Source organism: Silvimonas soli, assembly GCF_030035605.1.
In the GTDB taxonomy this organism is placed as follows: domain Bacteria; phylum Pseudomonadota; class Gammaproteobacteria; order Burkholderiales; family Chitinibacteraceae; genus Silvimonas; species Silvimonas soli.
Map to the genome: position 1 here is coordinate 1,487,361 of NZ_CP106736.1, position 18,638 is coordinate 1,505,998.

Here is an 18,638-nt window from a genome sequence, read left to right on the forward strand (position 1 = left end):
GTGGATTCGCGAAGCAATCCACTCTACCCAGCCGACTGGCTCTGCCGCCGGTCCCGCCGGTTAGCGAGCAAAGAATGCAACCCGGCCAGCACAATCAACACTGCAGCGACCCCGCCCGTTGCGGCATCCGGCACCTCAAGCACCGGCGCCAGCAACATCACCACAGCCAGCGCGCCAATCGCCCAGAACGCGCCATGCTCCAGATAACGCAGCTCGGAGAGCGTGCCTTTTTCCACCAGCATCAGCGTGAAGCTACGCACAAACATGGCGCCGATCCCGAGGCCAATGGCGATCAGGAAAATATTGCGGGTGAGAGCAAACGCGCCCAGCACGCCATCAAATGAGAACGATGCGTCCAGCAGTTCCAGATACAAAAAGCCGCCCCAGCTGGCGCGCACCACACTGCCATCTGACCCCATCAAGGCGCTAATGCCGTTGACTATCGTATACGCCACCAACCCCCAACTCCCCGCCAGCAGCAGCTTGTAGGCTTGCGGCTGAGGCAAGAACGCGGCAATGGCCAGCAACACCAGCAAGGTCAGCACCACGCCCGCCATCTCCAGTCGCCCGAGTTGCTGCATGGCGCGCTCGATGGGGCGCAACCAGTAGCCTTCCTTGTTCTGGTTCAAAAAGAAGTGCCAGAACACCTGCAGCAAAAAGGTGCCACCAAAGGCCATCACTTCAATATGTGCGGATTGCAAAGTGGCGGCATAACGCTGCGGCGCCACAATGGCCATGGTCAGCACGTCGCTGGCGGGCCAGTGGCCGCTGCTCAACCATTCATAGATGGAGAATGGCCCCGGCAACGGCGCGGCATGCGCGATGACCGCCACAATCAGCAGCGGAAACAGCACCCGCATGCCAAATACCGCCACCAGCATGCCCCACAGCAAAAAGCGTTGCTGCCAGCGCTTGTCCCAATGGCGCAGGATGCTGGCGTTGACCACGGCGTTATCAAAGCTGAGGCTGGTCTCCAGCAGGGCCAGATTGAAGGCGGCCCACAGGCCCGCGCTGCCGCCGAGCACGGCCGCCAGCGCCAGCCCGGCAACGCTGACCCATAAGGCATGGCGGAAATATCGCAGTGTCTGCATCTATCAATAATCGATCAAAAACCAGCATTATGCCCATTTCGCTCGGGCAGATTGACTTTGAGCGCTCCCGGCGGAACGCCTATACTCAAGGCTGTTACGCTGCTCATGACTGATTTGCAGGTGCCTCAGGCGTATCACAGGTCAGCTCAGGAGCACGAGGCAAAACGAAACCAAACGGCAAAGGATGGAAAAATAAATGAGCCAGGCTTACCTCGAACTCGTCAAAGCGCATGATGCTTTGCTGCAAAAAAAAGATGCACCTCTGTATAGCTCGCGGACTGGCCTGAATCCGGCCAAACCGCAAGCAGCGGCCAACGCGCCGGTGGTCATGATCTTTGCACCGCATCCCGATGACGAATGCATTATCGGCGCCCTGCCATTGCGCTTGCTGCGCGAAGCCGGTTATCGCGTGGTCAACATTGCGGTCACGCAAGGCTCCAATGCCGCACGCAAGCAGCCGCGCTGGGAAGAACTCTCCAACGCCTGCCATTACCTGGGTTTTGAGTTGCGTGAAACCATCCCTGGTGGCTTGCCCAATGTCACAACCAAAACCCGTGATGGCGTGCCAGCAGAATGGGCAGAAAAGGTCGCCGTGATCGCCGCATTGATCAGCGAATACAAACCTGCGGTTTGTGTGTTCCCGAACGACAACGACTATCACTCGGCGCATATCGGTACGCATTACCTGACGATGGATGCACTGGCAAAAACCGGGCACGCCTGCCATGTGGCCAATAGTGAATTCTGGCGCCAGATGGATAAACCCAACGCGTTGATCGAAACCAATCTGCAAGACACCGCCGACCTGATTACCGCACTGGCTTGCCATGTGGGCGAAGTGGAACGCAATCCGTACCATCTGCGTCTGCCGGGCTGGATGGCCGACAATGTGCGCCGTGGTGCAGAAGTGGTCGGTGGCCAAGGTGAAGCGGCGCCTAGCTTCTCGTTTGGTACGCTGTACCGCATGGAATACTTTGACGGTAAAGCCATCGCGCCGAACGACAAGAAATATGTAGTCTCCGCCGGTGACGACATCAAAAAACTGTTTGCCTGATCTTTGGCTTGCCGCCATTGCAGTGAAAAAAAGCGACCTCAGGGTCGCTTTTTTATTCACGAATGGTGGCGACTGGATCGGCTAACGCCAGCCACCACCGCCATAACCATAACCGTGATGGCCATAGCCAAACACCGGCACCGGAACTACTACGCAGCCGCCAAGCGCGGCCAGCAGCAGAGCACATATCAATATTCGCATCATCAATTCTCCTTTGAGCGCTACAGCGCGTTACCAACGGCGCCAGCAACACGGACCAGGCGCGACATAAACGGGCGCGGGGGCGACCACCACAGCTGGACGGATATACGCAACCCGCGGTGGTGGTCCGGCAGGCACCACCACGCAACCCGTCAGGTTCGCCACCAACAGCATCAATAACAGGGGTTTCATCGGCCTCTCCTTACGCGGTACATATACGAATAACGCCCTACCCTCTTTCGCGCGGACCAACCCTTGTTACGGCATGCACCAAAGCGTGATCTGTATCACCGTCCACAAAATGTTACGGAACCCGTTTCAAACAGCACGTATTCCCGTTATGCCTAAAAAAACCAGCTAGTATTTCATTGCTATTGCCGCGAACAGATGTAAGAAAAACAACAAGCCACGCAAGCCATCTCGTCCGGAGGGGACACATTGCCAGGAACCAAGCGAGTCACGTCGGCCGAGCGCTGGACCTATCTCAAGCGCATGCTGCCGATTGCCTGGCCATTCATTCTGATCGTCACCTTGCTGGTGCTGCTGCAATGGGCATGCCTGGACATGCTTTCGGCCGGCCGCGCCTTTGTCGGCGGCGAAAGCATGTGGTCCAAAGGGCAAAAAGACGCCATCTATTACCTGGAGCGTTACGCCTCGACCCTGGACGAGCGCGAATACCAGGCTTATGAAAATGCCATCAGCGTGCCATTGGGCGATCAACGCGCCCGCCGGGCGCTGGATATGACCGAAGCCGACTTGTACACCGCACGCGAAGGTCTGCTGGCGGGCGGCAATATGCCCGAAGACGTTCCGGGCATGATCCGGCTGTACCGCAATTTCCGGCATATCGGCTTTATCAACGAAGCCATTGATTTGTGGGCGCAAGCAGACGAGCACATCGCCCACTTGCAGCGCCTGGCCGATGAGTTGCACAACCGCGCTGGCCAGAAAGATGTCGAGCCCGCCCGCATTGTGGCAATCCGCGCAGAAATCCAGCAAATCAATGAACGGCTGACCCCTATCGAAAACGGTTTTTCTACCACCGTTGCCAAGGGTTTGCGCCAGACCAGCATCTGGATTGCCTACACCTATCTGATCGCCGCCATTGCCCTGATCGCGTTGGCATTGCGCCGCACCGGCAAACTGATGCATCAGCGCAGCCAGTCCGAAGATGCCTTGCGCGCCAGCGAGGCCCGGTTTCAGCGGGCGGTTGGCGGCAGCAATGACGGCATCTGGGATTGGGATCTGCTCACCGGGCATTCGTGGTTTTCACCGCGTTTCCGGCATTTGCTGGGTGTCACCGAAGAAGAGCTACCTAACCGCGCCGACGCCTGGCTGGCGCGGGTGCATCCGGAAGACAAGACCATCATTCTGAACGCGCACCGCCGCCACTTTAATGACGGCGAGCCGCACGATATCGAATATCGCGTGCGTACCGGTCATGCGGGCGATGGCGCTTATCGCTGGTTTCGGGTTCGTGGCCGCGCCTTCTTTGACGAGGCGGGCAATCCGGTACGCATGGCCGGATCATTTACCGACGTCACCCGCAGCAAGGCGGCCGAAGCGGCATTGCACCGCGAGAAAGAAAAAGCCCAGGTCACGCTCGCATCCATTGGCGACGCAGTCATTACTACCGATACCGTGGGCCGGGTGGAATACATGAATCCGGCAGCGGAGCGGATGATCCTGACGCAGTGGGATCAGGCAATGCAGCAACCGCTGGACAGCCTGTTCAAAGCCATGGACCCGGGGCATGAAAATGCCGCGGTGTCGTTACTGGGCGAGATTCGGCATTACGAAGCCGCACCGATGGATCGCGACCTGAATTTGGTACGCAACGATGGCTCTGAGATATCGGTCAACCGTGCCATCGCGCCGGTGCATGACCGCGACGGCCGGGTAACCGGCGTGGTGCTGGTGCTGCATGACGTCACGCGTGAGCGGCAATACGCCGCCAGCCTGTCCTGGCAAGCCAGCCACGATGCCCTCACCGGGCTGGTGAACCGGCGCGAGTTCGAGCGGCGCTTATCGGCCTTGCATGCGCGCCTGGTGCAACGTGCCGCCGAGCACGCGCTGATGTTTATGGATCTGGACCAGTTCAAGATCGTCAACGATACCTGTGGACATGCCGCCGGCGACGAATTGCTACGGCAGCTTAGCGGGGTGTTGCAGCAGCATCTGCGCCAATCCGACACGCTGGCTCGCATCGGTGGCGATGAATTTGGCGTATTGCTGGAAAACTGCTCCATCGATGCCGCTACCCGCATCGCTGAAACGCTACGGCAAACGGTGCTGGACTTCCCGTTCTCCTTCGGTAGTCAGTCATTCACGGTGGGCGTGAGTATCGGTCTCGTCGAAATGGCCGATGCCTCGATGACACCGGAAGAAGCACTGCGCGCCGCCGACGCCGCCTGTTATATGGCCAAGGAAAAAGGCCGTAATCGCATGCAGCTGTATTCGCCACAAGACAGCGAAGTCAGTCAGCGTCACGGCGAGATGGAATGGGTTAACCGCTTGCGCCGGGCACTCGAGAAAAACCAGTTTCGGCTGTATGCGCAGGAAATCGTCAGCCTCAAGGGCGAACAAGGCAGACGTCATGTGGAAGTGCTGCTGCGCTTAAGCGATGACCAAGGCCAGATGATCCCGCCGATGGCGTTCATCCCTGCCGCAGAGCGCTACAACCTGATGCCGGAGATCGACCGCTGGGTGTTGCGCAATACGCTGGAAACGCTCAGCGCCCGCGACCGCGCCGGGCTGGAACCGCTGGCAATCTGTGCCATCAATCTGTCGGGCACTTCCATTGGCGACGAACATTTCCTCGGTTACGTGCTGGACCAGATCAAACGCAGCGGCGTGGACGCCTCACGCTTGTGTTTCGAGCTCACCGAAACCAGCGCCATCGCCAGCCTGACGCGCGCCACCCATTTCATGCAGCAACTGTCTGAGTTGGGCTGCAAGTTTGCGCTGGATGATTTTGGCGCGGGCATGTCGTCGTTCGGCTATCTCAAGCATCTGCCGGTGGATTACCTGAAAATTGACGGTGGCTTTGTCAAAGACATGCTGAGTGACCCGATCGACCGCGCCATGGTCGGTGCCATTAACGAGATTGGCCATTTGATGGGCAAAAAGACAGTCGCCGAATTTGTGGAAAACCAGGCCATTGCCGACACCCTGCGCGACATGGGCGTGGATTATGCGCAAGGCTATGGCGTAGCACCGCCGGAGCCGTTCCGGTTATTGCGCAGCGATGTCAGCCCCAGCTGGCAAGCCTGACCACGTTAAACCAGCGGTACCACCCGAAAGCGCCCACGCTTGATTTCGGTCTGGATCAACTTGAAGGTATCAATATCAAACGCCGGGCGCGGATTGGCGACCAGCTCGGCCAGTTCACTGACATCCTGCACCGTGCCCAGCCAGCACCAGTGATCCACCACCTGCATCACTTCGCTCTCGCCCTTGCCTTCTACCAGCCCAACCGGCCCGGCATAAGGCCACAGCGCCAGCTTGTGTTTGGCCAGCGCGGCCAGAATGCGGGCGTTATGTAGCGACAGCGGATCTTTGCCCACGCAGGCACCACGGCATTGACGCAACTGATTGCCAAAGCACGGGCCAGAACCGGATTTGGGTTTGCCTTCCAGCCCCAGCAATTGGCGGCATAAGCCGTGTGCATCAGCGATCTTGGTCAGTGTGTTCTGCGCCTCGCGCTTGCTGCGAAATGGCCCAAAGATAAACTGCTGACGCAAACTTTCGCTGGCCAGATCAAGCTCATCCATCGCCACCAGTTTGGGTAGCAGCGAGCCATCAACCTCAGTCAGGTGCCAGGCACACAGCTCGCGGGTGCGGCGTAATTGCTGGTTAAAGAGCGGCAGCCGGGTTTTGATCAGCTGCATTTCCAGTAACAGCGCACCGAGTTCACCCGCGGTTTCCTGCCAGTCAATCCGGCGGATTTGCTGACCAATCTGCAATTCTTTATTGGCCCGATGATCCGACGAAAAATGGCTTAATACCCGTTTGCGAATACTCGTGCTTTTGCCGACATACAGCAGCGCGTCGTTCTCGCCATAAAACAGGTAAACGCCGGGTGTTTCGGGGATGTCATCGATCACGCTCGGGTCAATGGCAGGTGGCAATGCCGGTTGCCGCGTCAGGTCGGCAATCGCCTCGCGCACTACGGGCGCGCCGTGGTCGCGCTGGGCGGCATCCAGAAATTGTTGCAACAGAATGGCATCGGTCAGCGCGCGGTGTCGGTCACCTTCAATCAGCAGACCGTGCCGGGCGACCAAGGTATCCAGACTGTGTTTGTGCTCTGCAGGATACAGCTTGCGCGAGAGCTTTACCGTGCACAGCACGCGCGAGCGAAACGGCAAGCCCAGGCGTTTGAATTCGTTTTTGAGAAAGCCGTAATCAAAGCGCGCATTGTGTGCCACAAACACCCGACCATGCAGCTTGAGCAGGACTTCTTCGGCGATTTCGGCAAAGGTAGGGGCGTTGGCCACCATCTCGTCGTTAATCCCGGTCAGGCTCTGGATAAATGGTGGGATAGTGCGCTGCGGATTGACGAGGCTGGCCCAGACGCGGGCGCCACGCTCGTCGATCTGCACGATACCGACTTCGGTGATGCGATCAAACGCGGCATTGGCGCCGGTGGTTTCCAGATCGACCAGCACCAGCGGTTCGTCGAAATACGGATTGTTCATTCACAACTCAGATGGTAACAAGCCTTGTAGCCCGGATGGAGCATGACGGGAATCCGGGACGCGATATTGGCAAATCCAGATGCGGATTGCCGGTTAATGCATTGCGATCCCGGATTCCCGCCCTGCGGGCTCCATCCGGGCTACGAAACTGTTTATGACGGATTACCCCCGCCCTACCGGTTACCCGATCAAGCCAGTTGCTTTTGGGCAAAGGCAACCGCATCGGCCAGCGCCACTTTCTGCATTTCGCCACCAGCACGCGCTACGTATTCGACCATGCCATCAGCCAGACCCTTGTCACCAATGGTGATGCGATGCGGGATGCCAATGAGTTCCATGTCGGCAAACATCGAACCCGGGCGCTCGTTGCGATCATCCAGCAGCACATCTACGCCAGCGGCTTGCAGATCGGCATACAGTTGGTCAGCCGCCGCTTTCACAGCTTCGGAACGGTGATAACCAACCGCCACCACGGCAATGCTGAACGGCGCCATGGCTTGGGTAAAGATAATGCCGCGATCGTCGTAGTTCTGTTCAATGGCCGCCGCCACAATGCGCGATACGCCAATGCCGTAGCAGCCCATTTCAAAGAACTTGGCCTGACCGTCTTCACCGACAAAAGTCGCGTTCATGGCTTCGGAATATTTGGTGCGCAACTGGAAGATATGGCCGACTTCAATACCACGGCACAGTTCCAGCTTGCCTTGGCCATCTGGCGAAGGATCACCCGAAATCACGTTGCGAACGTCGGCAACAATGTGTGGCTCTGGCAGATCACGCCCAAAGTTGACGCCAGCCAAGTGGAACTTGGGCTTGTTGGCGCCGCAAACAAAGTCGCTCATGACCGCAACGGTACGGTCGGCAATCACTTTGATATCCGCATCGATATTCACCGGACCAAGGAAACCGGGCGGGCAATTGAAACGAGCGCGGATTTCTTCTTCGGTGGCAAAGCGGAACTCGCCGATGCCCTCAACCTTGCCCAGTTTGACTTCGTTCAGCGAATGATCGCCACGCAGCAGCACGATCACGAACTGGCCTTCAGTAGTGACCAGCGCGATCAGTTTGACAGTGCGCTCAATGCCGATCTCCAGCAGTTGGGCCACAGCTTCGCACGTGGTTTGCTTGGGCGTATCGACGTCACGCATGGTTTCTGCGGCAACGGCACGTGGTGTAGTCGGCGCCAGCGCTTCAGCCAGTTCGACGTTGGCGGCGTATTGCGAATCCGGATTGTAGGCCAGCAAGTCTTCACCAGCGTCGGCCAGCACCTGGAATTCATGGCTGCCATCGCCACCAATCGCGCCAGAATCCGCCGCCACGGCACGGAACTTCAGGCCCAAACGGTTAAAGACGTTGGAGTACGCGGTGTACATTTTTTGATAGCTGACTTGCAGCGCATCGAAATCGGCATCGAACGAATATGCATCTTTCATCACGAATTCACGCGCGCGCATCACGCCAAAACGCGGGCGGATTTCGTCGCGGAACTTCACCTGCACCTGGTACAGATTCAGCGGCAATTGTTTGTAAGAGCGCACTTCGGAGCGAGCGATGTCGGTAATGACTTCTTCATGCGTCGGGCCGTAACAAAAATCGCGATCATGCCGGTCTTTAATCTTGAGCATTTGTGGGCCAAACACCGCCCAGCGGCCGGTTTCGTGCCACAACTCGGCGGGCTGGATGGTTGGCATCAGCATTTCTTGCGCGCCGGCCTTGTTCATCTCGTCGCGCACGATGGTTTCCACCTTGCGCAGCGCGCGCAGGCCCAGCGGCATCCAGGTATACAGGCCCGAGCCCAGCTTCTTGATCAAGCCAGCACGCACCATCAGTTTGTGCGAAGTCAGTTCCGCCTCGGAAGGCGCTTCTTTCAGGGTATTGAGATAAAACTGGGAGGTACGCATGGTTGGGTCGGTATGTTGGAATCAGCAAACCGCCAATTGTAGCTGGAGTGAGAGAGGAGGTGTGAGGTGGCTTCGGTGGTAAGTGCCTGCGGACTGGGCATATCCCTTATTTCGTTGTTCTCGACCTGGGCGGCCCCCTGGTCGGGAATGACGATGTAAAGGTTGGGCGAGAGTCGGCAGAACTTACAGGCTCCCCCTTCGCCCTCCTCCACCATTTACTTTTTCATGCACTCACCCAAAGCCGCAATCACCGCATCGGCAATCTTGTTGCGGGTCACGGTCTGGTCCAGCGTTTTGGCCTCGACGCGATTCACGATCACGCCAGACTCCAGCAGAATCGCCGGCATGGTGGTGGCACGCAGCACCACAAAATCAGCGGCATATACACCCGCCGATTGATCTACCCACTCCCGGCTCTCGCCTTCGAGCTTGTCGGCGTGGCTGGTGTTTACCTCAAAGCCGCCCGCTTTCATCTGCTTGCCCACGGCCCGAGCGCAGTCCACGCTACGGTCGTACTTGGGATTGAGCTTGCTGACGAACACGGAGAACCCGTGCGTGCGATCAGAATATTTGTGCTTCTCGCCGTCGACTTCCCACTCCTGCAAAAACTGGGGCTGGGTAGAGTCATGATGTAGCGAGATAAACACATCGGTGCCTTCTGCAGCCTTGGCACGTTTTTGCAGGTCTTTGCTGGCGCCGTCATCACCGATCAACCGTACCGTGTAACCAGCCAGCAGCATGCGCTCGGTGAGTACATCGGCCAGTTTGCTGTTGTAGGTAAATTCGGTCACGCCATAGGCACTGGTTGCGCCGGGCGCATCCAGATAATGGCCGACATCAATGGCCACGGTGAGTGCATGAGCGGGGGCTATGGCGGCGAAGGCCAGCGCAAAACCTGCAAACAACTTATTCATTGGCAGCATCACTGACCGGCGCGGCAGCCGCAAGCTGGGCGCGGCGGGCGCCAATCTTGTTGCGCAGCAGATTCATCATCACCGTATCGCGCAGCCAGATCAGCAAAAACAGCCAGACCAGCAAAATCGCCATATACGGCAGTGAGCTATTGCTAACACCTGGCACAAACTGATGCACCAGCGGGTTAACCAGGAATTCGACCGAAGCCAGCACGATCAGCAGCAATACCACGGTGGAAATCAGCCGTTCTTTAACGAAGGTACCACGCAGCAGTACGCGCTGTTCCCAGCGAGTCAGGCCTTGCAATTCTGGTACGTCGTCGGGGCGAAAATAAAAAGCCATTGCATTGCATCCATTTCGATCACATCAGAGCGCGCCAGTGTCGCCCGCCCAACGCCAAAAATCAAGGAACCTGGCGGGCATTCCTGGGCTTGCATACTCAGGTTATGATGAGCCTCGAGGTTTGCAGGAACAATCATCAAAACAAACGGATACGCCGCGCGTACGGCGACGGCTTCCGGCACAAGACGGATGGATCCACCATGGGGTATCGCTTTATCGTTCTGTTCAGCGTACTGCTTGCCGGCCCGGTGCTGGCAGATACGCCCAAAGTACCGCTATCTGAGTTGACGCTGAGTTTGTTCAATGACGTCGCCATGCCGGCCCAGCGCGCGCTGGCGAATAACACCGCGCAATTGGGTCAGCGCATGACCGAGCTGTGCGCCAGTCCGGATCAAACCACCCTGCAAGCCGCGCAAGTGGCCTGGAAAGACACCAGCAATACGTGGAATCGCATCGCACCGCTGCACTTGGGCCCGAATCGGCAAACTGCCGTGCAAGCGTTGTTTGAAGGCGGCCCGGTGGATGAGGCCATTATGAAAAAGGCCATCCTCACCACGCCGGATGACCCCGCCACACCCAAAGCCATTTTCGAGACCGCAGGCATTGCGCTCGGTGCCAGCGGCTTGCCCGCGCTGGAACAGTTGCTGTTTGGCGACGGCAAAGTGTCCCCTTTACCTGCGCTGCAGCGGGGCAAGACGTGCCAGTTCGGGCGCTGGATTGCTTTGGGACTGGCGCGCCGTGGCCAGACGCTGATTTACGAGTGGAACTCACTGCACGACGGATTGACACAGAATCCCGCCTACCACACGCCGTACCTCACCGAAGCAATCAGCCACGCCGCCAGCGGTGCGCGCGTTATTGCCGACCATCAACTGGCAGCAGGCGAACTTGATCCACCGCCAGCGGACTTTCCTGGTTGGCGCTCGGACACCAGTAAGGCGGGTATTGCGGCCAGTATTGACGGTATCGAATACGTGCTGTTCGGCTCGCCGTCCGGAATCGGCTTTGATGACCTGCTGGCTTCGCGCGGCCAGAGTGCCGTGGTCGATGCCTTGCACGATCAACTGGTCAATACCCGCCTGGCGTTGACTGCGTTACCGGAGAGCTTTGCACGCAACCCGGGCGCCAGTCGCGGCGAAATCGTGGCCCTGCAACGACGGCTGAACGAGCTGGCCGACTATATCAATGGCCCACTCACTGATGCGCTCGGCGTGCCGTTCAAGCACTAAGGCACTTTCAACATCTTCAGGCCCGATGCCGCCCTGGCAGCGGGCCTGACTTTGCTGCATCTGGACGCAGTTGCAACGCGCTAGTCTTTGCCATCCAGCATCATCCCGCCCCAGCCCCAGTTCTCTTCTTTGGTCTCATCAAAATTCACCACCACATACTGGCGCGGCTTGTGGGTCAGCCGCTCCATCGTGCCGGTGATTTCCTCGACGATTTGTTTCTTTTGATCGCGACTCAACACTCCGGCGATCTTGATATTGACTAACGGCATGACAGTTGCTCCTTGATGAAAAGGGAATTCAAACCAGCCAGCGATGCGCCGTTACGACGCGTTCAAACAGACGTTTCAAACTTGTCACAATAGGGTCACACAGGCGCTATAAGCTTGCCCGCTTACAAAAAACCGATAAGGCCAAGGGTCATGTTATTGCGCGCACTTATGCTAACCCTGTCGCTTGTTACCGTCTCAGCGCACGCTGAAATTGTAGTAGGCATTCTGGCGGGACGCGGCACCGAAGAAGCCCAGGCCGACTGGCAGCCCATTGTGGACGATCTGGCCAAAGCCACCGGGCAAAGCGCCCGGCTGGTCGCGGTAAAGACCGAACAAGAGCTGCTCAGCGAATTTGCGCAAAACCATATCCAGATTGCGCGTCTGGGCACCCAGGCGGCACTGAGTACTGTGGAACAGAACCAAGGCGAGATTTTTGCCCGTTTGGCGCTCACTGGTGGTGTGTCGGAGTTCCGCTCGGTACTGCTGACCCGCAAAGACGGCCCGGCCTCGCTGGATGAAGTGCTGCGCTCGCCCAAACGCTGGCGTTATGCCACCGGCACACGGGACTCGACGGCCGGATATCTGATTCCGCAGTACTACGCCTTTGCCAAGAACAACGTGCTGATTGAGCCATTCTTCAAGGACGTCACTTACGGCGCAAGCGAAGATAATTTCCGGGCACTGGTCGACAAGCGCACGGATGTGGCTGCAACCAATAGCGACGATCTGGAAAAGCTGCACGACAAATATCCGCGCGATTACCAGAATCTGCGCGTGATCTGGGAATCCCCGCCGTTCTCGTACGATCCGCTGATCATGCGCAAAGATTTGTCGGCCGGGCTCAAACAGAAGATCAGTAACTTTTTCTTGAACTATGGCCGCACTGGCGCCAATGCCATGCATGAAAAAGAGAAGCTGTATTACGCCGATGAGTTGTCCGGTTTTTTGCCTTCATCCAACCGCCAGTTGCGTGAAGTCACCGATCTGCAATTGTTCTACGATCTGTTCCGGCTGACGCTGGACAAGCAATCCAGCCCCGACGCCTCGGCCGGTAAAGAAAAAGCCCTCTACAAGCGCTACAACCAACTGGTTGGCGTGCTGGGCGGCGCGCGCTAGGCATCGGCGATCTGCCTCCGTCAGCTGACAAGCCCCGTTGGGGCTTGTTTTGTTTTGTGCACACAACAAGACCATCCATTACTTGAGCAGACCTGCGCCCCGCCACTCAACGGCTGTCATGGGCAAATGGCGGCCACAGTGGCAAAATCGCCCCCCGTGACTCAAGACACCTATTCTTTCGCCCCCATTGGCTATCTGCGCACGCCGTTTGCCGACAAGTTCGGCATTCCGCGCCAGCCCAGCCTGGCCCCGCACGCCACCGGTGAACTGCAACTGATCGCCCCTTATGATCGCGCAGAGGCCGTGCGCGGGCTGGAGGCCTTTAGCCACGTGTGGCTGACCTTTGTGTTTCACCAGACAGCAGGCCAGTGGAGCCCAACCGTGCGCCCACCGCGACTGGGTGGCAATCAGCGCGTTGGCGTATTTGCCTGCCGTTCACCATTTCGGCCCAACCCGATTGGCTTGTCGCTGGTTGAACTGGCTGCCATCGATACCGACGCCGGGGTGAAGCTGACTTTTCGAGGGGTGGATCTGGTTGACGGCACACCTATCCTCGATATCAAACCCTATATTCCGTACGTCGAAAGCCAACCCGATGCGCGCAGCGGCTTTGTCGGTGGCGAACCCGAACGCCTGGCCGTCGCCTTCAGTGAGCAGGCCGACCAGCAGTGCCTGGCTGCGCAGCCTAAATATCCCGACCTGCGCGAACTGATTATTGAAGTGCTTGCCCAAGACCCGCGCCCGGCGTATGCCGATGATCCGCAACGGGTTTACGGCATCCGGCTGTACCAACTCGATGTGAAATGGCGGTGCGATGGTCGTACTGCGTTTGTTGAATCCCTGGAATACCTATGAAATTGCAGCACCCGTTCAAATCCCCGACCGCCATTCTGGCTGTCACCGCGCTGCTGGCCGCTTGTGGCGCCACGCCACCGCCCGCCGTAGTCGCCCCGCTGCCGCCATTGCCACCGGTGAAGGTTCGTGTGGGTCTGGCGCTGGGTGGTGGTGCGGCCAAGGGCTTTGCCCATATCGGCGTCATCAAGATGCTGGAAGCCAATGGCATTTCGCCGGATGTCGTCTCCGGCACCAGTGCGGGTAGCGTGGTCGGCAGCCTGTACGCCAGCGGTATGGATGCTTTCGCCCTGCAGGAACGTGCTTTCTCGCTGGATCAATCGTCAGTGCGCGATGTGAGTCTATTATCCGGCGGGTTGGTCAAAGGCCAGAAGCTGCAGGACTTTGTGAACCAACTGGTTAACAACCGGCCACTGGAAAAACTCAACAAACCGTTTGCCGCCGTATCGACCGAACTGGAAACCGGTAATCGGGCCGTGTTTGTACGCGGCAATACCGGCCAGGCCGTGCGCGCATCCAGCAGCATTCCGGGCGTGTTCGAGCCAGTGCTGATCTCCGGCAAGCATTATGTGGATGGTGGCGTGGTTAGCCCGGTGCCGGTCGATGCCGCCAAACAACTGGGCGCGGACTTTGTGATTGCGGTGGATATCTCGGCCAAAGCCAACGGCAAAGCCCCGGGCAGCATGGTCAGTATCGTTACCCAGTCGATTGCCATCATGGGCCAGAAACTGGGCGAACAAGAACTGGCACGCGCCGATGTCATCATTCGCCCCAAGGTCGGGCAAATTGGCCCGAGCGACTTTGACCAGAAAAACCAGGCCATCCTCGAAGGCGAGCGCGCCACTCTGGCGGCCATGCCGGAAATCAAAAAACGCCTGGAAGAAAAACGCCAGCAGTTGATCTACAAACAACTTTCCGCCAGAACCCCGGCAGTAAAGGTGCAGTAACAGGGAAACAGCCCATCCGATAACACGCGTAGGGTGCGCATTAATGCGCACCGCACTGGACGCGTTCGCAGACAAAGTCTGCAAACCCTACGCTTTGTCGTGCTGTTTGAACGGTTTTGTTTGCGGCGCAACCCGCAAACCCGCTACAGTAGCGCCCAATAGAACGAGCGTTCACGCCCACCCGTTATGGATTTTGCGCAACTCGCCCCTGCCCTGAAAGCAAAGCTGGCCAAGCTGGGCCTGACGCGTGCTTTCGACCTGGTTTTGCATTTGCCGCTGCGTTATGAAGACGAAACGCAGTTATTCGCTATTGCCGAAGCCCCGTTTGGCGCGCCCGCGCTGGTGGAAGGCGAAGTACAAAGTTGCGATATCCAGTTCCGCCCGCGCAAACAACTGGTCGCCCGCGTCAGCGATGCCAGCGGTGTGCTGGTGGTGCGGTTGATCCACTTTTATCCCAGCCAGGCCAAACAACTCACCGTTGGCAAAAAAGTACGGCTGTATGGCGAGGTGCGCCATGGTTTTTGGGGGGATGAAATGGTCCACCCAAAAATCCGCAGTATTTCAGATCGCACCCAATTGAACGAGGCACTCAGCCCGGTTTATCCCACCACGGCCGGGCTGGCGCAGCACCAGATCACCAAGCTGATCCATCAGGCGCTGGCGGGCTGCACTCTGCGTGACACGCTACCCGAGGCCATTTACGATCCGCTGGGTCTGCCCGACTTTCGCAGCAGTGTGCTGTTACTGCACAACCCGACGCCTGACATCCCCAATATCCAGCTCACCGAACGCATCCATCCGGCGTGGCGGCGGCTGAAGTTTGATGAGTTGCTGGCCCAGCAACTGAGCCTGCGCATGGCTCGCGCGGCGCGGCGTGAGAAAGACGCGCCTGTGCTGCGCCCCAAAGGCAAACTGGCCAAACAGTTGATGGCCAGTTTGCCGTTTGGCCTGACTGGCGCGCAGAGCAAAGTACTCAACGAAATCTATACGGATCTGGGCCAGTCGCATCCGATGCAGCGTTTGCTGCAAGGTGACGTTGGCGCCGGTAAAACCGTGGTGGCCGCGCTGGCCGCCTGCCAAGCCATTGAATGCGGCTACCAGGTGGCGTTTCTCGCCCCCACTGAAATTCTGGCCGAGCAGCATTATCGCAAGCTGGCCGCCTGGTTTGAGCCGCTCAATGTCCGCGTAGCGTGGCTGACCGGCAGCCTTAAAGCCAAAGCCAAACGCGCCGCACTGGAAGATGCCGCACTCGGTACCGCACCGTTGATTGTCGGTACGCATGCGCTGTTTCAGAACCAGGTGGAATTCGCCAATCTGGGGCTGGCGATTGTCGATGAACAGCATCGCTTTGGTGTGGCGCAACGGCTGGCACTGCGCGAAAAAGGCAATAGCCCACATCAACTGATGATGTCGGCCACGCCGATCCCGCGCACGCTGGCCATGAGCTTTTACGCTGATCTGGATGTGAGCGTGATCGACGAGTTGCCGCCTGGCCGCACGCCAATTGTCACCAAACTGATCTCCGACTCGCGTCGTGATGAAGTCATCGAGCGCATCGCCGCCAAGGTCGATGAAGGCCGCCAGGTGTATTGGGTGTGCCCGCTGATTGAAGAATCCGAAGCCATCCAGCTGCAAACCGCCGTTGATACCCACGCGACGCTCACCGAAGAACTCAATGGCATTGCGGTCGGCCTGATTCACGGCCGTATGAAGACCGAGGAAAAAGCAGCGGTGATGGAGGACTTTCTCGCTAACAAAATCCAGGTACTGGTCGCCACCACGGTGATTGAAGTTGGCGTGGACGTGCCCAATGCCAGCCTGATGGTGATTGAACACGCCGAGCGCATGGGCTTGTCGCAACTGCACCAATTGCGCGGCCGTGTAGGCCGGGGTGCGCACGCCTCGCTGTGCGTGTTGCTGTACAGCGGCCCGCTATCGGAAAACGCCAAGGCGCGGCTGCGAGTGATCTACGAAAACACCGATGGCTTCGAAATCGCCCGCCAGGATATGGAATTGCGCGGCCCAGGTGAATTGGCAGGGGTGCGTCAGTCCGGCGTGCCCATGCTGCGCTTTGCCGATCTGGAACGCGATGCCGACTTGCTCGACGCCGCCCGCGAAGCCGCAGAAACGCTGCTGGCCGGGCAAAAAGGAATCGCTGAGGCTCATCTGGAACGCTGGCTGCCGGGGCGCGAGGCACTACTGAAAGTCTGAGACCCGGCGACCGCTTATCACTTGAATTTGCAAAAACCACTGACAAAGCGGGACTAAAACAGACCAATCGTTACAATAAGATGATTGGATTCAAGGAGTTCCGGCCGTGGCCAACACCGCGCCAGTGACACCAACCGCCCCGACCGTAGTCGCTGCACCGATCCTGGCGGCCAGCCTGCGTGCTCCGCTTGCGTCTGAACATGTGGCGCCGACCGGCAGCGGGACCGCTGGTGATACCCGCCAAGCCGAGGGCGAACGAGGACAGGCACGCGCCAGCCGCGACGACTCTGGCGTTGAAGCCGATGGGCACTCACAACGGCGCCAGCAAGAACACCCGTCGCGATCACCGCACGCCGACGATATCCCGCAAGAACCAAAACCCATGGCAGTGTTGCCTGGGGCACCGCGCTATCAACTGACCGTTGAGCCCGACGGCATGCGCTCGGTGGTGTTTGGCCGCAGAAAAATTGATTTGCTACGGGGGCGCACGCCAGAAGAGACGCTGCGCAAAGCCCGCATCATTATGGCCGCTACCTTAGGACCGGCAACGCCGTCACCCGAAGAACTGAGCGTGGCCGCCGAGGCGCAGGCAATGGAAGACGAAGCCATGAATAAAATTGCGGCCCGCCACACGCTGGCGGAGCGGCAAGTCAGTGCTTACCAGCCGGATTTGCCAGCCAGCTCTGCTTTTGAAGAATTGGCCTGATCTTGCTGCCGACTGCTCATGCCAGCAAAGCAAGAATCAGCGGTAGCAGTAAAGAAGTCAGCACCCCATTCAAACCCATCGCCAGCCCGGCAAACGCCCCGGCTGTTTCTGAGAGCTGAAAAGCCCGCGCCGTGCCAATGCCATGCCCGGCAACACCCACGGCCACGCCGTACACGACCTCATCGTGAATGCGCAACACTCGTAGCAGTGGCACCAACAAGATTGCAGCACAAATGCCAGTGACGATTACGATGCCTGCCGTCAGCGACGGCAAACCGCCCGCTTTGGCCGACAGCGCCATAGCAATAGGAGTGGTAACGGACTTGGGGCCGAACGATATCAGCACCTGATGTGACAAGCCAAACCACTGGCCCAACAACAATGCAGAGAGTATCCCCACCACACTGCCCACGCCAACGGCAATCAGCAGCGGCCCGGCAATGGCTTTCATGCGCTGAATATTGACGTACAGCGGAATAGCCAGCGCCACTGTGGCTGGCGCCAGCAAGAAATGAATTAACTTGGCCTGTTCGAAATACATGCGATACGACACGCCGCAGGCGAGCAGCGTTGCCATCACCAGCACAATGCCGATCAACACCGGATTAAGTAGTGGGAAACGACCGGATTTGAGATAGAGAAATTCCGCCAGCAGGTACGCCGCGCAGGTCAGCGCGATCCAGGTGGCCGGGAAGGTCTGCAGCGCTTGCCAGCCATTCATCATGCGTCGCCCTCGCCAGATGAGGGGTAATCACCCTGAGGGTTGCGTCGGCGCAGCAACCACGCCAGCACCAATGCAGTAACCAGCAAGGTGATCGCGGTGGACAACACCAGCACCGCAGCCATGGCAGCGCCCTGCTCGCGCAGCAAACCAGATAGCTCGAGCAAGCCTGCGCCTGCAGGCAAGAAGAACAGTCCGAGATAACGCAGCAGACCGGTAGCCGCTTGGGCCACTCGCTGATCGGCGCCTTTGCGTAGCAGGCACCAGACCAGCAACAGAATCATGCCTGAGACGGTGCCCGGCAGCGGCAAGTGCAGAAAGTTACTGGCAGCTTCACCGGCGACCAGAAACCCGAGAATGATCGCCAGCCCGTATAGCATGGCGGC

At 58.5% G+C, this 18,638-nt stretch carries 18 protein-coding genes; 8 read left to right on the top strand and 10 right to left on the bottom strand.

The window, feature by feature from the left end:
* Nucleotides 1–23 precede the first annotated feature (23 nt).
* Complete coding sequence (locus N7220_RS06785) at nucleotides 24–1,091, bottom strand: DUF475 domain-containing protein (protein WP_283150704.1); 1,068 nt, start codon at nucleotides 1,089–1,091, stop codon at nucleotides 24–26.
* A 196-nt stretch (nucleotides 1,092–1,287) separates the two neighbouring features.
* Here N7220_RS06785 and N7220_RS06790 point away from each other — a divergent pair, with 196 nt between their 5' ends.
* Nucleotides 1,288–2,145: a PIG-L deacetylase family protein gene (locus N7220_RS06790; RefSeq protein ID WP_283150705.1), complete on the top strand. Its 858-nt coding sequence runs from the start codon at nucleotides 1,288–1,290 to the stop codon at nucleotides 2,143–2,145.
* Between the two features lie 81 nt (nucleotides 2,146–2,226).
* Here the strand turns inward: N7220_RS06790 and N7220_RS06795 are convergent, their stop codons facing one another.
* The gene (locus N7220_RS06795) at nucleotides 2,227–2,349 is read right to left on the bottom strand and encodes a hypothetical protein (protein WP_283150706.1); all 123 of its coding nucleotides are present in this window, start codon (nucleotides 2,347–2,349) and stop codon (nucleotides 2,227–2,229) included.
* 27 nt (nucleotides 2,350–2,376) lie between these two features.
* A complete protein-coding gene (locus N7220_RS06800) occupies nucleotides 2,377–2,538 on the bottom strand; it encodes a hypothetical protein (RefSeq protein WP_283150707.1) in 162 nt (53 codons plus the stop codon).
* Nucleotides 2,539–2,784: 246 nt separating this feature from the next.
* Here N7220_RS06800 and N7220_RS06805 point away from each other — a divergent pair, with 246 nt between their 5' ends.
* Nucleotides 2,785–5,619 carry an EAL domain-containing protein gene (locus N7220_RS06805; protein ID WP_283150708.1) on the top strand — a complete coding sequence of 945 codons (2,835 nt, stop codon included), beginning with the start codon at nucleotides 2,785–2,787 and terminating at the stop codon, nucleotides 5,617–5,619.
* Nucleotides 5,620–5,624: 5 nt separating this feature from the next.
* Here N7220_RS06805 and N7220_RS06810 read toward each other — a convergent pair whose 3' ends face one another.
* From N7220_RS06810 to N7220_RS06825, 4 genes are all read right to left on the bottom strand, one after another.
* Nucleotides 5,625–7,043, bottom strand: coding sequence for a 3'-5' exonuclease family protein (locus N7220_RS06810; protein ID WP_283150709.1), 1,419 nt, complete (start codon nucleotides 7,041–7,043; stop codon nucleotides 5,625–5,627).
* Between the two features lie 188 nt (nucleotides 7,044–7,231).
* The gene (locus N7220_RS06815) at nucleotides 7,232–8,944 is read right to left on the bottom strand and encodes a proline--tRNA ligase (protein ID WP_283150710.1); all 1,713 of its coding nucleotides are present in this window, start codon (nucleotides 8,942–8,944) and stop codon (nucleotides 7,232–7,234) included.
* Nucleotides 8,945–9,159: 215 nt separating this feature from the next.
* Entirely contained in the window at nucleotides 9,160–9,858 is a 699-nt protein-coding gene (locus N7220_RS06820) for an N-acetylmuramoyl-L-alanine amidase (protein ID WP_283150711.1), read from the bottom strand.
* Nucleotides 9,851–10,201, bottom strand: coding sequence for a hypothetical protein (locus tag N7220_RS06825; RefSeq protein WP_283150712.1), 351 nt, complete (start codon nucleotides 10,199–10,201; stop codon nucleotides 9,851–9,853). Before N7220_RS06825 ends, N7220_RS06820 begins: the two co-directional genes overlap by 8 nt.
* 200 nt (nucleotides 10,202–10,401) lie before the next feature.
* On the opposite strand from N7220_RS06825, the gene N7220_RS06830 reads away from it, so the two are divergent.
* Nucleotides 10,402–11,430, top strand: coding sequence for an imelysin family protein (locus N7220_RS06830; RefSeq protein WP_283150713.1), 1,029 nt, complete (start codon nucleotides 10,402–10,404; stop codon nucleotides 11,428–11,430).
* An 80-nt stretch (nucleotides 11,431–11,510) separates the two neighbouring features.
* On the opposite strand, the gene N7220_RS06835 is transcribed toward N7220_RS06830, so the two are convergent.
* A complete protein-coding gene (locus N7220_RS06835) occupies nucleotides 11,511–11,699 on the bottom strand; it encodes a tautomerase family protein (protein WP_283150714.1) in 189 nt (62 codons plus the stop codon).
* 168 nt (nucleotides 11,700–11,867) lie between these two features.
* Here N7220_RS06835 and phnD point away from each other — a divergent pair, with 168 nt between their 5' ends.
* The 5 genes from phnD (at nucleotide 11,868) to N7220_RS06860 (ending at nucleotide 17,531) form a co-directional block, all read left to right on the top strand.
* The gene (gene phnD, locus N7220_RS06840) at nucleotides 11,868–12,815 is read left to right on the top strand and encodes a phosphate/phosphite/phosphonate ABC transporter substrate-binding protein (protein ID WP_283150715.1); all 948 of its coding nucleotides are present in this window, start codon (nucleotides 11,868–11,870) and stop codon (nucleotides 12,813–12,815) included.
* A gap of 138 nt (nucleotides 12,816–12,953) precedes the next feature.
* Nucleotides 12,954–13,670: a tRNA (N6-threonylcarbamoyladenosine(37)-N6)-methyltransferase TrmO gene (tsaA, locus tag N7220_RS06845; RefSeq protein WP_283150716.1), complete on the top strand. Its 717-nt coding sequence runs from the start codon at nucleotides 12,954–12,956 to the stop codon at nucleotides 13,668–13,670.
* Nucleotides 13,667–14,614 carry a patatin-like phospholipase family protein gene (locus tag N7220_RS06850; RefSeq protein WP_283150717.1) on the top strand — a complete coding sequence of 316 codons (948 nt, stop codon included), beginning with the start codon at nucleotides 13,667–13,669 and terminating at the stop codon, nucleotides 14,612–14,614. The genes tsaA and N7220_RS06850 overlap by 4 nt, the downstream gene beginning before the upstream one ends.
* Nucleotides 14,615–14,800: 186 nt before the next feature.
* On the top strand, nucleotides 14,801–16,825 hold the full coding sequence (recG, locus tag N7220_RS06855) for an ATP-dependent DNA helicase RecG (protein WP_283150718.1): 2,025 nt from the start codon (nucleotides 14,801–14,803) through the stop codon (nucleotides 16,823–16,825).
* A gap of 106 nt (nucleotides 16,826–16,931) precedes the next feature.
* Complete coding sequence (locus N7220_RS06860; protein ID WP_283150719.1) at nucleotides 16,932–17,531, top strand: hypothetical protein; 600 nt, start codon at nucleotides 16,932–16,934, stop codon at nucleotides 17,529–17,531.
* A gap of 16 nt (nucleotides 17,532–17,547) precedes the next feature.
* Here N7220_RS06860 and N7220_RS06865 read toward each other — a convergent pair whose 3' ends face one another.
* Both N7220_RS06865 and N7220_RS06870 read right to left on the bottom strand, forming a co-directional pair.
* Nucleotides 17,548–18,255 carry an LrgB family protein gene (locus N7220_RS06865; RefSeq protein ID WP_283150720.1) on the bottom strand — a complete coding sequence of 236 codons (708 nt, stop codon included), beginning with the start codon at nucleotides 18,253–18,255 and terminating at the stop codon, nucleotides 17,548–17,550.
* A complete protein-coding gene (locus tag N7220_RS06870; RefSeq protein WP_283150721.1) occupies nucleotides 18,252–18,632 on the bottom strand; it encodes a CidA/LrgA family protein in 381 nt (126 codons plus the stop codon). The genes N7220_RS06865 and N7220_RS06870 overlap by 4 nt, the downstream gene beginning before the upstream one ends.
* Between the last annotated feature and the right edge of the window lie 6 nt (nucleotides 18,633–18,638).

What these genes read in the sequence shown, in the direction of transcription:
- N7220_RS06850 (WP_283150717.1), top strand. Translation starts at nt 13,667, where the DNA reads ATGAAATTGCAGCACCCGTTCAAATCCCCGACCGCCATTCTGGCTGTC.
- N7220_RS06795 (WP_283150706.1), bottom strand. Translation starts at nt 2,349, where the DNA reads ATGATGCGAATATTGATATGTGCTCTGCTGCTGGCCGCGCTTGGCGGC.
- recG (WP_283150718.1), top strand. Translation starts at nt 14,801, where the DNA reads ATGGATTTTGCGCAACTCGCCCCTGCCCTGAAAGCAAAGCTGGCCAAG.
- N7220_RS06820 (WP_283150711.1), bottom strand. Translation starts at nt 9,858, where the DNA reads ATGAATAAGTTGTTTGCAGGTTTTGCGCTGGCCTTCGCCGCCATAGCC.
- N7220_RS06790 (WP_283150705.1), top strand. Translation starts at nt 1,288, where the DNA reads ATGAGCCAGGCTTACCTCGAACTCGTCAAAGCGCATGATGCTTTGCTG.
- N7220_RS06815 (WP_283150710.1), bottom strand. Translation starts at nt 8,944, where the DNA reads ATGCGTACCTCCCAGTTTTATCTCAATACCCTGAAAGAAGCGCCTTCC.
- N7220_RS06800 (WP_283150707.1), bottom strand. Translation starts at nt 2,538, where the DNA reads ATGAAACCCCTGTTATTGATGCTGTTGGTGGCGAACCTGACGGGTTGC.
- N7220_RS06835 (WP_283150714.1), bottom strand. Translation starts at nt 11,699, where the DNA reads ATGCCGTTAGTCAATATCAAGATCGCCGGAGTGTTGAGTCGCGATCAA.
- N7220_RS06830 (WP_283150713.1), top strand. Translation starts at nt 10,402, where the DNA reads ATGGGGTATCGCTTTATCGTTCTGTTCAGCGTACTGCTTGCCGGCCCG.
- N7220_RS06865 (WP_283150720.1), bottom strand. Translation starts at nt 18,255, where the DNA reads ATGATGAATGGCTGGCAAGCGCTGCAGACCTTCCCGGCCACCTGGATC.
- N7220_RS06870 (WP_283150721.1), bottom strand. Translation starts at nt 18,632, where the DNA reads ATGCTATACGGGCTGGCGATCATTCTCGGGTTTCTGGTCGCCGGTGAA.
- N7220_RS06810 (WP_283150709.1), bottom strand. Translation starts at nt 7,043, where the DNA reads ATGAACAATCCGTATTTCGACGAACCGCTGGTGCTGGTCGATCTGGAA.
- phnD (WP_283150715.1), top strand. Translation starts at nt 11,868, where the DNA reads ATGCTAACCCTGTCGCTTGTTACCGTCTCAGCGCACGCTGAAATTGTA.
- N7220_RS06785 (WP_283150704.1), bottom strand. Translation starts at nt 1,091, where the DNA reads ATGCAGACACTGCGATATTTCCGCCATGCCTTATGGGTCAGCGTTGCC.
- N7220_RS06825 (WP_283150712.1), bottom strand. Translation starts at nt 10,201, where the DNA reads ATGGCTTTTTATTTTCGCCCCGACGACGTACCAGAATTGCAAGGCCTG.